The sequence below is a fragment of the Kitasatospora sp. cg17-2 genome, assembly GCF_054031055.1.
This window is the reverse complement of record NZ_CM132923.1, coordinates 2,725,225-2,737,831: the sequence shown is the minus strand read 5'-3', so window position 1 is coordinate 2,737,831 and position 12,607 is coordinate 2,725,225. Positions and strand designations below refer to the sequence as shown.

Here is a 12,607-nt window from a genome sequence, read left to right as displayed (position 1 = left end):
TCACAACGCCGCCGGGACCGTCAGGCGGCCGTCGTGGACCTCGGCGACCTGGTCCACCGCGGTCAGGTGGGTGCGGTCGTGGGTGACCAGGACGGTGGCGGTGGCGCGGCGGTGGGTGAGGGTGGTCAGCAGGTCGAGGACGGCGGCGCCGCGTTCGTGGTCCAGGGCGCTGGTGGGCTCGTCGACCAGCAGCACGGTGGGGTCGTTCATCAGCGCGCGGGCGATGTTGACGCGCTGGCGCTGACCGCCGGAGAGCTGGTGCGGGCGGCGGCCGGCCAGGTCGCGCAGGCCGACGGCGGCCAGCAGGTCCAGGGCGCGGGGCAGCGCGGCGCGCGGGGAGCGGCCGTCGAGGTGGGCCATCACCTGGAGCTGTTCGGCGGCGGTCAGCGCGGGCAGCAGGTTGGGCTGCTGGAAGACGATGCCGATCCGGTGCCGCCGCAGCGCGGTCAGCCCGGCGCGGTCCAGTCCGGCGGTGTCGGTGCCGTCCACCACCACCCGTCCGGAGTCCGGGGCGATCAGGGTCGCGGCGACCGCCAGCAGGCTGGACTTGCCCGAGCCGGACGGGCCGACCACGGCGGTGAGGGTGCCCTTCGGCACGGTCAGCGACACCTCGTCGAGGGCGGTCAGCCGGTCGTCGCCGTCCGGGTAGGTGAGGGTGACGCGGTCGAGGTGCAGGGTCATCGGGCACTCCCCAGGGCGGTCAGCGGGTCGACGGAGGTGATGCGGCGGATCGACAGGGCCGCGCCGAGCGCGCCGAGCGCGATCATGACGGCGGCGGGCAGCAGCACCGTCGGGGCGTCCAGGACGAACGGGACGGCGGAGCCGATCAGCGCGCCGGCGCCGACCGCGACCGCCGTGCCGAGCGCGGTGCCCAGGAGCAGCAGCAGGACGGCCTGGCCGAGCGCGTCGCGCAGCAGGTAGCGGGTGGAGGCGCCGAGGGCCTTCAGGACGGCGATGTCGCCGCTGCGCTGGATCGTCCAGACGGTGAAGAAGGCGCCGATCACCAGCGCCGAGATGGCGAACAGGAAGCCCCGCATCAACTGCAGCGAGCCGTTCTCGGAGGTGTAGGAGCCGATCGCGGCGAGCGCGTCGGTCCGGTCCCGGGTCTCGGTGCCGAGGGCGGTGTCGGCGGCGGCGAGGTCGGCGCCCTTCGCGGTGGTCAGCGCGACCACGGTGGCGTGCCCGGTGCCGCCGGGGGCGGCCCGCTGCCAGTCGGCGAGGGTCGTCCAGACCACCGGGGTGTGGCTGTAGGAGGCGTCACCGGCGACGGCCGCGACGGTCAGCGGGCGGCCGGCGACGGTGAAGGCGTCGCCGGGGCGCAGCCCGCCGAGGTCCTTCGCGGCGGTCTGCGACAGCACGGCCCGGCCGGGGGCGAGGGTGTCGCCCCGGGGGGCCAGCGCGGAGCCGTCGGGGACGCCGAGGACGGAGAGCGCGGCGGTGCGGGTTCCGGCGGCGCCCTTGGTGGTGGCGATGCCGAGCGGCTGCGCGTCGGTCACGCCGGGGGTCCGGGCCCAGCCCTGCCACTGCTCGGGGGTGACCTGGGAGTCGGTGAACGACAGCTTCTGCCCGTCGCCGGGCCGGCCGAAGGCCAGGTGGTCGGCGGGCAGGCCGGTGATGGCCGAGGTGTTCTGCCGGCCGAGTCCGGCGGTCAGTCCCGACAGCAGGCCGACCAGCACGGTGATCAGTACGATGACGGTTCCCATCAGGGCGAACCGCCCCTTGGCGAACCCCAGATCCCTCCAGGCGACGAACACCGCGAGTCCTTTCGTCCGTTCCACTGCGACACTGACGAGAGTGGTCGAACGGAGGCCCGCCGGGCATCGCACCGGGGATTGGAACCTCGGCTTCGAAGGGCGGAAGCGGAGTTCAACCTTTCGATTGATGCCGGTCGGCGGCACGGACCCTAGGCTGGACGGATGGCGACCGATCGACCTCGAACCACCCCCGTCGCCCGTGTGCTCCGGGTCTGTCTGCACCTGCTGGTGGCGGGCCTGCTCGCGCTCGCCGTGGTCCGGGCCCTGGCCGGGCGCGACGGGGACCCGGCGGCGGTCGCGGCCGCCGCCACCGCGATGGCCGCCGTCTACGCGGCCGGTCCGCTGATCGGCGCCGTCGGCCGCTCCGGCCGGGCCGCCGCGCTCTGGCTGGCGCTGCTCGGGGTCACCTGGGTGGGCGTGCTGGTGGCCACCCCGGACGGGGTCTGGGTGGCGTTCCCGCTGTACTTCCTGGAACTGCACCTGCTCGGCCGGCGGGCCGGGGTGGCGGCGGTCGGGCTGACCGCCGTCGCGGCGATCGTCGCCTACTCCGCCCATCAGCACACCGTCGGCGTCGCACCGGCGATCGGGCCGCTGCTGGGCGCCGCCTTCGCCGTCGCGACCGTGTTCGGCTACCAGGCGCTCTACCGGGAGAGCGAGGAGCGCCGTCGGCTCATCGACGAGCTGACGGCCGCCCGCGCCGACCTCGCCACCGCCCATCACGCGGCCGGCGTCCTCGCCGAGCGGGAGCGGCTGGCCCGGGAGATCCACGACACCCTGGCGCAGAGCCTCACCAGCATCCAGTTGCTGCTGCGGGCCGCCCAGCGCGCGCTGCCGGAGCGGACGGAGGCCGCCGGCGAGTACGTGGAGCAGGCCCGGCAGGCCGCGCAGGACAACCTCGACGAGGCCCGCCGCTTCGTGCGGGCGCTCACCCCGCCGGCGCTGGAGAGCGACACCCTGCCGGTGGCGCTGGAGCGGCTGTGCGCCACGACCTCGGTGCGGAGCGGCCTGCCGGTGCGGCTGCACGTCCTCGGCGAGCGGGTCCCGCTGCCGGTGCCGCACGAGGTGGCGCTGCTGCGGATCGCGCAGTCCGCGCTCGGCAACACGGTGCGGCACGCCGGGGCGGGCCGGGCCGAGGTGACGCTCAGCTTCATGGCGGGCGAGGTGGCGCTGGACGTGGTGGACGACGGCACGGGGTTCGACCCGGAGGCCGTGCGGACGCGGTCCGCCGACGGCGGGGACGGCGGGGGCGGGGAGGGCGGCTACGGGCTGCCGTCGATGCGGGCCCGGGCGCGGGCGCTGGGCGGGAGCTTCGCGGTGGAGTCCGCGCCGGGGGAGGGCACGGCGCTCGCGGTGCTGCTGCCGGTGCCGGGCGGAGCGGGCGACGCGAAGGAGGAGCCGTCGTGACCGGGTCCGTGATCCGCCTGCTGCTCGCCGACGACCACCCGGTGGTCCGGGCCGGGCTGCGGGCCGTCCTGGAGAGCGAGCCGGACTTCGCGATCGTCGCGGAGGCCGCCACCGCCGAGCGCGCGGTCGAGCTGGCCGCGGAGGTGGCGGTGGACGTGGTGCTGATGGACCTGCAGTTCGGGCCGGGGGCGGCGATGAACGGCGCGCAGGCCACGGCGGCGATCACGGCCCGGGGCCCGGGGGCGCCGAGGGTCCTGGTGGTGACCACCTACGACACGGACGCGGACACGCTGCCGGCGCTGGAGGCCGGGGCCACCGGGTACCTGCTGAAGGACGCGCCGCCGGAGGAGCTGGCCCGGGCGGTGCGGTCGGCGGCGGCGGGCCGGCCGGCGCTGGCGCCCACGGTGGCGGACCGGCTGCTGGAGCGGATGCGGACGCCCGCGGCGGCGCTGAGCGCGCGGGAGACGGAGGTGCTGGGGCTGGTCGCGGACGGTCTGACCAACCAGGCGATCGGCGGGCGGCTGCACCTGAGCCTGGCCACGGTGAAGTCGCATCTGGTGCACATCTACACCAAGTTGGGCGTGGAGTCGCGGACGGCGGCGGTGCGGGAGGCGCGGGCGCGGGGGTTGATCCGGCGCGGGGGCTGATCGGGGGAGGCGACGCCACGGAGGCCCGGCGGGCGGCGGGCGTAGGGTGGTCGGCGACCCCGTGTGCCGCGCGATCGGAGGATCCCCGGATGGCCGTCCGACTCGACGAACTCACCGTGCCCGTGATCGGCGCACCGATGGCCGGCGGGGCGACCACGCCGGAGCTGGTGGCCGCGGTGAACGCGGCGGGCGGGCTGGGCTTCCTGGCGGCCGGCTACCGGAGCGCCGCCGCGACGGCCGAACAGATCGACATCACCCGGAAGCTGACGGACCGACCGTTCGGCGTGAACCTCTTCGTACCGGCCGGGCCCGGCGACCCGGCGGCGGTCGCCGCCTACCGGGAGCGGCTGCGGCCCGAGGCGGAGCGGCACGGCGTCGTGCTGCCGGAGGCGATCGGGCCGGACCGGGACGACTGGGACGCCAAGATCGCCGCGCTGCTCGACGGGCCGGTCGCGGCGGTCTCGTACACCTTCGGGCTGCCCGCCGCCGAGGAGGCGCGGGCGCTGCGGGCGGCGGGGGTGTTCCAGGTGGGCACGGTGACCACGCCGGAGGAGGCCCGGCGGGCCGAGGCGGCCGGGATGGACGCGCTGTGCGTGCAGGGCCCGGAGGCGGGCGGGCACCGGGCCACCCACGGGATCGCGGACCGGCCGGGGGAGGTCCCGCTGCTCGATCTGCTGGCCGCGGTGCGGTCGGTGACGGGGCTGCCGCTGGTCGCGGCGGGCGGGCTGGCCGACGGGGCGTCGGTCGCGGCCGCGCTGCGGGCCGGCGCGGTGGCGGTCCAGGTGGGGACGGCTCTGCTGCGGGCGGACGAGGCGGGGACGTCGGCGGCGCACCGGGCGGCGCTGACGGAGTTCGAGACGACGACGGTGACCAGGGCGTTCACCGGGCGCCCGGCACGCGGGCTGCGCAACGCGTTCATCGACCGGTACGGGCCGTACGCGCCCGCCGCCTATCCGGAGGTGCACCACCTGACCCAGCCGCTGCGCGCGGCGGCGGCCGGGCGCGGTGACACCGGGGCGATGCACCTGTGGGCCGGGACGGGCCACCGGGCGGCGCGCGGCGGCCCGGCGGCGGGGATCGTGGCCCGGTTGTGGGAGGAGGCCCGGGCCGCCGGGCGGTGAGCCCGGCGGCCCCGCGGCCGTTCCCGGGGGCCGGCCCCGGGTCCCCGCCTGGGCGGGAATCCGGGGGACCGGCCCCCGAGCGGTGCCGGCCCGACCGCCGTGGGGCCGGCACCGCCGGCTCAGCCGAGCAGTTCGGCCATCCAGGCCTCGATGGCCGGGACGCTGCGCGGCAGCGCGCCGGACATCAGCCGGGCGCCGTCGGCGGTGACGACCAGGTCGTCCTCGATCCGGACGCCGATGCCGCGGAGCTCGGCGGGGAGGGTCTCGTCGTCGGGCTGGAGGTAGAGGCCGGGCTCGACGGTGAGCACGTGGCCCTCCTCCAGGACGGCGTCCAGGTACGTCTCGGCGCGGGCCTTGGCGCAGTCGTGGACGTCGAGGCCGAGCATGTGGCCGGTGCCGCAGAGGGTGTAGCGGCGGTAGAGGCCGCTGTCCTCGGCGAGCGCCTCCTCGGCGGAGACGGGCAGGACGCCCCAGTCGGCGAGGCCCTCGGCGATGACCCGGGCGGCCGCGGCGTGGAAGTCGCGGAAGCGGGCGCCGGGGCGCAGGGTGTCGATGCCGGCCTGCTGGGCGGCGAGCACCAGCTCGTAGACCTGGCGCTGGACGGGCGTGAAGGTGCCGCTCAGCGGGAGGGTGCGGGTGATGTCGGCGGTGTAGAGGGTGTCGGTCTCGACGCCGGCGTCCAGCAGCAGCAGGGCGTTCGGGTCGAGCGCGCCGTCGTTGCGGATCCAGTGCAGGACGCCGGCGTGGGCGCCGCTGGCGGCGATGGTCTCGTAGCCGATGCCGTTGCCCTCGGCGCGGGCGCGGAGGTTGAACACGCCCTCGATCCAGCGCTCGCCGCGGTGGTGGCGCAGGGCGGCGGGCAGGGCGCGGACGACGTCCTCGAAGCCGAGCACGGTGTGGTCGACGGAGAGCTGGAGCTGCTCCACCTCCCAGGTGTCCTTGACCAGGCGCAGTTCGGACAGCACGGCGGCGAAGAGGCCGTCGGCGTCGACGAGCGCGGCGGGGCCGGGGCGGCCGGTGGCGGCGTCGAGCTCGGGGTCGACGCCGGTGAGCACCCGGGTGACGGGCTGCGGGCCGGTGAGCAGCTTGTCCAGCTCGTCGAGGTGCTCGACGCGCACGCCGGTGAGCCGGGCGGCCTCGTCGAGGTCGGGGCGGCGGCCGACCCAGAACTCGCCGTAGCGGCGGTCGCGGAAGAACTCGGCGCCGCGCACCGGGTCGGCGCCGCCGCGGGGGGAGCGGGGGCGCAGGTAGAGGACGGGCTCGTGGCCGTCGGGGCCGGTCGGCTCCAGGACGAGCACGTGGCCGACCTGGTCCTCGCCGGTGAGGCCGGTGAGCCAGGCGTAGGCGCTGTGCGGGCGGAAGCGGTAGTCGACGTCGTTGCTGCGGACCTTGAGCCGGCCGGCCGGGACGATCAGGCGCTCGCCGGGGAAGGCCAGGGACAGCCGGGCGCGGCGGCCGGGTGTGACGGCGTAGCCGGGGACGCGGTCCTCGGCCGGGAGCGGGGTGGGGGCCCAGGCGGTGCCCATGAAGGCGTTGAGCGCCGCCGACACCGGGAGGTCGTGGCTTCCGGTGTTGAGGCCGGTCTGACGGAGGGTCACCGGGTACTCCTAAAACGCGTGGTGCGGAGTTGGGGGAGGAGGGGCTGCACGGACACATCTCGGTAACGGGTGGCGTCACCTCTTGTGCAGTGCAATTTCACATTACTATGTTACGGGTCACACCGCGGAGCGGCTAGACCCCCTGAGGTCGCCCTCCCGGCCGGGCCCCGGATCCACCCCCGGGGTTGGACGACGGGCCTTCTCGGCGGGCCCCCCACTGCGGAGTCAGATATGAACAGGCGTACCCAGACCGCCCTCGCGGCGGCCATCGCGGCGGCACTCACCCTCGGGCTCGGCGCCTGCGGAAGCAAGGACAAGAGCGACAGCGGCTCCGGCGACACCGCCGCCGCCAGCTCCACCAAGGGGCCCGGTGCCGACACCGGCACGGCCGTGGGCGGCACCCCGGTCAAGGGCGGCACCCTGACCGTGCTGACCAACCAGGACTTCGCCCACCTCGACCCGGCCCGCAACTGGACCCTGCCGCAGATGGACTTCGGCACCCGGCTGATCTACCGCACCCTGGTCACCTTCAAGGCCGAGCCCGGTGACGCCGGCAACCAGATCGTCCCCGACCTGGCCACCGACACCGGCCGCCCGTCCGACGGCGGCAAGACCTGGTCCTTCACCCTGCGCGACGGGCTGAAGTACGAGGACGGCTCGCCGATCAAGTCCTCCGACATCAAGTACAACGTCGAGCGCTCGTTCTCCCCGGACCTCACCGGTGGCCCCGACTACGCGGCCCAGTACCTGGCCGGCGGCGAGAGCTACAAGGGCCCGCTGACCGGCGAGCACCTGGCGAGCATCGAGACGCCGGACGACAAGACCATCGTCTTCCGCCTCAAGCGCCCGGTCGCCGAGTTCGCGTACACCGCGACCCTGCCCACCTTCGCGCCGGTGCCGCCCGCCCAGGAGAAGGGCACCCAGTACGACATGCGGCCGTTCTCCTCCGGCCCGTACAAGATCGAGAGCTACGACCGCGGCAAGCAGCTGGTGCTGGTCCGCAACACCAACTGGGACCCGTCCTCGGACCCGATCCGCAAGGCCTACCCGGACAAGATCGTCGTCACCCAGGGCCTCAAGGGCGGCCAGGTCGACGACCGCATCATCGCCAGCGACGGCGCCGACGCCTCGGCGATCGAGATGCCCTGGATGCGCCCCGAGTCGGTCGCGAAGGTGCTGCCCAAGGCCGACGTCAAGGCCCGCATGGTGGCCGAGCGCACCGGCTGCACCGACAGCCTCTACCTCAACACCTCCAAGGCGCCGTTCGACGACCCGAAGGTCCGCGAGGCCGTCATGTGGGCGGTCGACCGCGAGGCCCAGGTCACCGCCTTCGGCGGCCCCGCGATCGCCGACGTCGCCACCTCCTTCCTGCCGCCGTCGCTGACCGGCGGCGTCAAGGCCGACCCGCTGAAGATCCCGGCCGCCGGCGACCCGGCGAAGGCCAAGGACCTGCTCAAGGCGGCCGGCAAGACCGACCTCAAGGTCGCGCTCACCGTCTCGCTCGGCGACAAGACCCGCGGCGAGGCCATCCAGCAGTCGCTGGCCAAGGCCGGCATCCAGGTCACCGTCAACACCGTCGACCCGTCGGCGTTCACCGACACCCTCGGCGACGCCAAGGCCGCGCCCGAGCTGACCATCAACGGCTGGTGCCCGGACTACCCGTCCGGCGCCACCTTCCTGCCCTTCCTGTTCGACGGCCGCACCATCAAGGACAAGGGCAACCAGGGCAACTACAGCCAGTTCCGCGACCAGGCCACCATGGACGAGATGGACCGCATCGCGGCCCTCCCGGACGTGAACGAGGCCAACGAGGCCTGGAAGAAGCTGGACGAGGCGCTCCTGCAGAAGGCCCCGGCCGTCCCGCTCATGTGGCAGCGCCGCGCGCTGCTGGTCGGCACCAACGTGGCCGGCGCCTTCGGCGCCCCGGGCTACGCGGGCATGATCGACATGGCCACCGTCGGCCTCAAGGACCCCGCCAAGAGCCAGGGCTGAGGAACCGTCCGTCATGAGCACCACTACGACTGAGCCCGCCGCCGCGCCCGTCGCGGCGGCGGGCCCCGCGAAAGCCTCCGGGCGCGGGCCCTGGCGGCTGGTCTGGGACCAGCTGTGGGCCAAGGGCTCCGCCCGCTTCGGCCTGATCATGGTCGTCCTCCTCGTCCTGATGGCCGTGCTGGCCGGCCCGCTGAGCGCGCTCGGCGGCTGGAACGCCGAGGAGTTCGACAAGCGCGCCGTCGACGCCTACCTGGGCGGCCTGCCCAAGGGCGACTTCGGCGGCGTCGGCGCCCGGCACTGGTTCGGCGTCGAGCCGGCCACCGGCCGCGACCTGTTCGCCCGGGTCCTGCACGGCGGCCAGGTGTCGCTGCTGATCGCGTTCGTCGCCACCGCCGTCGTCGTGATCGCCGGCACCCTGGCCGGCATCGCGGCCGGCTACTTCGGCGGCCGCATCGACAGCCTGCTGTCCCGGCTGATGGACCTCACGATGTCGTTCCCCTCGCTGATCTTCATGATCGCGATGATGTCGGTGGCCAGGGACGTCAACCGGATCCTCCTGATGACCGTGGTCATCGGCCTGTTCGGCTGGCCCGGCGTGGCCCGCGTCGTCCGCGGCCAGACGCTCTCGCTCAAGCACCGCGAGTACGTCGAGGCGGCCAAGGTCGGCGGCGCCCGGTCCTGGCGCATCCTCACCCGGGAGATCCTGCCCAACGTCTCCGGGCCGATCATCGCCTACACCACCCTGCTGATCCCCGGCATGATCGCCACCGAGGCCGCGCTCTCCTACCTCGGCGTGGGCGTCCGGCCGCCGACCCCCTCCTGGGGCCAGATGATCGCCGAATCGATCGTCTTCTACGAGACCGACCCGACGTACTTCCTCATCCCGACGGTCTTCCTGTTCGTCGCGGTCCTCGCCTTCACCCTGCTCGGCGACGCGCTGCGCGACATCCTCGACCCGAAGGGAGGACGGTCGTGATCCTCTACCTCGGGCGCCGGCTGCTCGGCGTCGCCGGCATCCTGCTGGCCATCTGCGCCATCACCTTCACCATCTTCTACCTGCTGCCCAACGACCCGGCCGCGGCCGCCTGCGGCAAGACCTGCAGCCCCGAGCGGCTGGTCGAGGTCAAGGCCGCGATGGGCCTGGACAAGCCCGTCTGGGAGCAGTTCTTCGTCTACCTGCTGGGCATCGTCGCCGGCCGCGACTACGGCAGCGGCGCCAGCGCCACCCACTGCGGCTTCCCCTGCCTCGGCTACTCCTACGAGTACTCGCTGCCGGTCTGGGACCTGCTGGTCGACCGCCTGCCGGTGTCGGTCTCGCTCGCCATCGGCTCGGCCGTGCTCTGGCTGGTGCTCGGCCTCAGCGCCGGCATCACCTCGGCGCTGCGCAAGAACACCGTGGTCGACAAGATCCTCACCGTCCTGTCGGTCGGCGCCGCCTCGCTGCCGGTCTACTTCACCTCGATCATGCTGATCTGGGGCGTGGTGCGGACCGCCGGCCTGCTGCCCTACCCCGCGTACCACGAGTTCACCGACAACCCGGTGTCCTGGGCCTCCAACCTGCTGCTGCCGTGGACCGCCCTGGCGCTGCTCTACGCGGCCCAGTACGCCCGGCAGAGCCGGACCTCGATGATCGAGGCGATGGCCGAGCCGTACATCCGCACCGCCCGCGCCAAGGGCATGCCGGCGCTCACCGTCACCGTCAAACACGGTCTGCGCTCCGGCATGACGCCGATCCTCACCATCTTCGGCATGGACCTCGGCGGCCTGCTGGCCGGTGCCGTCATCACCGAGTCGATCTTCGGACTGCCCGGAATCGGACGCCTCTTCTACGACGGCCTGCTCCGCTCCGACCAGCCCGTCATCCTCGGCGTCACCCTGCTCGCGGCCTTCTTCATCGTCGTCGCGAACCTGCTGGTCGACGTGCTCTACGCGTACGTCGACCCGAGAGTGAGGTACTGATGACGTCGTTGTTGGAGGTCGAGGACCTCAAGGTCGCCTTCGACACCCCGCGCGGCACCGTCCGGGCCGTCGACGGCATCAACTTCACCGTCGAGGCCGGGAAGACCCTCGGCCTGGTCGGCGAGTCCGGCAGCGGCAAGTCCGTCACCTCGCTCGCCGTCATGGGCCTGCACCGGGGCGCCAAGGTCGGCGGCTCGATCAGGCTCGACGGCCAGGAGCTCAACGGCCTGGGCGAGAAGCAGCTCGGCGCGATCCGCGGCCGGAGGATCGCCATGATCTTCCAGGACCCGCTGTCCAGCCTGCACCCCTTCTACCCGGTCGGGGAGCAGATCGCCGAGCACTACCGGGTGCACTTCAAGGCCTCCCGCAAGGCGGGCCGCGAGCGTGCGATCGAGATGCTCGCCGAGGTGGGCATCCCCGAGCCGGCCCGCCGGGTCGACGAGTACCCGCACCAGTTCTCCGGCGGCATGCGCCAGCGCGTGATGATCGCCATGTCGCTCGCCTGCGAGCCCGAACTGCTGATCGCCGACGAGCCGACCACCGCGCTCGACGTCACCGTCCAGGCCCAGATCCTCGACCTGATCGCCAGGATCCAGCAGGAACGCGGACTCGGCGTCGTGATGATCACCCACGACCTCGGCGTGGTCGCCCGGGTCGCCCACGAGGTGCTCGTCATGTACGGCGGCCGCGCCGCCGAACAGGCTCCCGTGGACCGGCTGTTCGCCGCCCCCGCGCACCCGTACACCCGCGGTCTGCTCGACTCGCTGCCCCGTCTGGACGACACCGACGACGCCCCGCTGCGGGCCATCCCCGGCACCCCGCCGTCGCTGATCGCCCCCGCCCCCGGATGCTCCTTCGCCCCGCGCTGCGCCCGCACCATCGCCGCCGCCGCCGAGGAGCACGCCCGCTGCCTGTCCGAGCGGCCGGAGTTCGGCCCGCTCGCCCCCGGCCACCAGGCCGCCTGTCACCTGCCGCTGGTGCCGGAAGGAGTCCTGGGATGACCGAACCCCTGCTGACGGTCCGGGATCTGGTGAAGACCTTCCCCGGCCGCCGCTCACGCACCGGCCAGCCCGGCGCCCCGATCAGGGCGGTGGACGGCGTCAGCTTCGACGTCGGCGCCGGCGAGACCCTGGGCCTGGTCGGCGAGTCCGGCTGCGGCAAGTCGACCACCGGGCGCATGGTCGTCCGGCTGATCGACCCGACCTCGGGCACCGTCAACTTCGACGGCACCGAGATCGGCGGCCTGACCCAGGCCCAGCTGCGCCCGCACCGCAAGCACCTGCAGATGGTGTTCCAGGACCCGTACTCCTCGCTCAACCCCCGGCAGACGGTGGCCCGGATCATCTCCGAGCCGCTGCTGGTCCAGGGCAGCAGCGCGGCCGACGCCCGCAAGCGGGCCGTCGAGCTGATGGAGCTGGTCGGCCTCATCCCCGAGCACCTGGACCGCTACCCGCACGAGTTCTCCGGCGGCCAGGCCCAGCGCATCGGCATCGCCCGCTCGCTGGCCACCTCGCCCCGGCTGGTGGTCGCCGACGAGCCGGTGTCCGCGCTGGACGTCTCCATCCAGGCCCAGGTGGTCAACCTGATGGAGCGGCTCCAGGACGAACTGGGGCTGGCGTACATCTTCATCGCGCACGACCTCTCGGTGGTCAAGCGCGTGTGCGACCGGGTCGCGGTGATGTACCTGGGCCGGATCGTCGAGATCGGCGACAAGCACCAGGTGTACAGCAACCCGGCGCACCCCTACACCAAGGCCCTGCTGTCCGCCGTTCCGCTGCCGGACCCGGCCGCGGAACGGGCGCGGGAGCGGATCGTGCTGCTCGGCGACCCGCCGAGCCCGGCCGCCCCGCCGCCCGGGTGCAGCTTCCACCCGCGCTGCCCGAAGGCCCAGGAGATCTGCCGGACCGAGCGTCCGCTGCTGCGGATCGCCGGGCCGGGCGGTCGCGAGGCGGCCTGCCACTTCCCGGAGAACTGATCCGGGACGCGGTCTCGCGGTCGGGGGCGCCTGCCACTGGGCGCGCCTCCGGCCGCGGCTGAACCGCCGTACCGTCCGGCCACCCCCACGGCGGACGGTACGGCACCGAACGCGCGAGGAGCGATCCTCCTCGCGTGCCGAGCCCCGGTCGGGAGCG

General features: G+C 74.1%; 11 protein-coding genes. 8 read left to right on the top strand and 3 right to left on the bottom strand.

What is annotated here, in order from left to right; all coding sequences use genetic code 11:
• Positions 1-681 (bottom strand): ABC transporter ATP-binding protein, encoded by a 681-nt coding sequence (locus tag ACW14Y_RS10915; RefSeq protein ID WP_380443228.1) that lies wholly within the window; start codon positions 679-681, stop codon positions 1-3.
• Positions 678-1,754 carry an ABC transporter permease gene (locus tag ACW14Y_RS10910; protein WP_456986622.1) on the bottom strand — a complete coding sequence of 359 codons (1,077 nt, stop codon included), beginning with the start codon at positions 1,752-1,754 and terminating at the stop codon, positions 678-680. Before ACW14Y_RS10910 ends, ACW14Y_RS10915 begins: the two co-directional genes overlap by 4 nt.
• A 162-nt stretch (positions 1,755-1,916) precedes the next feature.
• On the opposite strand from ACW14Y_RS10910, the gene ACW14Y_RS10905 reads away from it, so the two are divergent.
• The 3 genes from ACW14Y_RS10905 to ACW14Y_RS10895 all read left to right on the top strand — a co-directional run bounded on the left by ACW14Y_RS10905 (position 1,917) and on the right by ACW14Y_RS10895 (position 4,926).
• Positions 1,917-3,158: a sensor histidine kinase gene (locus tag ACW14Y_RS10905; protein ID WP_456986621.1), complete on the top strand. Its 1,242-nt coding sequence runs from the start codon at positions 1,917-1,919 to the stop codon at positions 3,156-3,158.
• Positions 3,155-3,805, top strand: coding sequence for a response regulator (locus ACW14Y_RS10900; RefSeq protein ID WP_380304255.1), 651 nt, complete (start codon positions 3,155-3,157; stop codon positions 3,803-3,805). The genes ACW14Y_RS10905 and ACW14Y_RS10900 overlap by 4 nt, the downstream gene beginning before the upstream one ends.
• An 89-nt stretch (positions 3,806-3,894) precedes the next feature.
• Positions 3,895-4,926, top strand: coding sequence for a nitronate monooxygenase (locus ACW14Y_RS10895; RefSeq protein ID WP_456986620.1), 1,032 nt, complete (start codon positions 3,895-3,897; stop codon positions 4,924-4,926).
• 119 nt (positions 4,927-5,045) lie between these two features.
• Here ACW14Y_RS10895 and ACW14Y_RS10890 read toward each other — a convergent pair whose 3' ends face one another.
• On the bottom strand, positions 5,046-6,524 hold the full coding sequence (locus tag ACW14Y_RS10890) for an aminopeptidase P family protein (RefSeq protein ID WP_380304259.1): 1,479 nt from the start codon (positions 6,522-6,524) through the stop codon (positions 5,046-5,048).
• Positions 6,525-6,755: 231 nt separating this feature from the next.
• Here ACW14Y_RS10890 and ACW14Y_RS10885 point away from each other — a divergent pair, with 231 nt between their 5' ends.
• Genes ACW14Y_RS10885 through ACW14Y_RS10865 form a run of 5 tightly spaced genes read left to right on the top strand, consistent with a single transcriptional unit; the run spans position 6,756 to position 12,450 of the window.
• Positions 6,756-8,516: an ABC transporter substrate-binding protein gene (locus ACW14Y_RS10885; protein WP_380304261.1), complete on the top strand. Its 1,761-nt coding sequence runs from the start codon at positions 6,756-6,758 to the stop codon at positions 8,514-8,516.
• Between the two features lie 13 nt (positions 8,517-8,529).
• Positions 8,530-9,492, top strand: coding sequence for an ABC transporter permease (locus ACW14Y_RS10880; protein WP_266275124.1), 963 nt, complete (start codon positions 8,530-8,532; stop codon positions 9,490-9,492).
• Positions 9,489-10,475, top strand: a complete 987-nt coding sequence (locus ACW14Y_RS10875) for an ABC transporter permease (protein WP_380443280.1) — start codon at positions 9,489-9,491, stop codon at positions 10,473-10,475. The genes ACW14Y_RS10880 and ACW14Y_RS10875 overlap by 4 nt, the downstream gene beginning before the upstream one ends.
• Positions 10,475-11,476, top strand: coding sequence for an ABC transporter ATP-binding protein (locus ACW14Y_RS10870; RefSeq protein WP_456986619.1), 1,002 nt, complete (start codon positions 10,475-10,477; stop codon positions 11,474-11,476). Before ACW14Y_RS10875 ends, ACW14Y_RS10870 begins: the two co-directional genes overlap by 1 nt.
• On the top strand, positions 11,473-12,450 hold the full coding sequence (locus ACW14Y_RS10865) for an ABC transporter ATP-binding protein (RefSeq protein WP_380304265.1): 978 nt from the start codon (positions 11,473-11,475) through the stop codon (positions 12,448-12,450). The genes ACW14Y_RS10870 and ACW14Y_RS10865 overlap by 4 nt, the downstream gene beginning before the upstream one ends.
• The last annotated feature ends 157 nt before the right edge of the window (positions 12,451-12,607 follow it).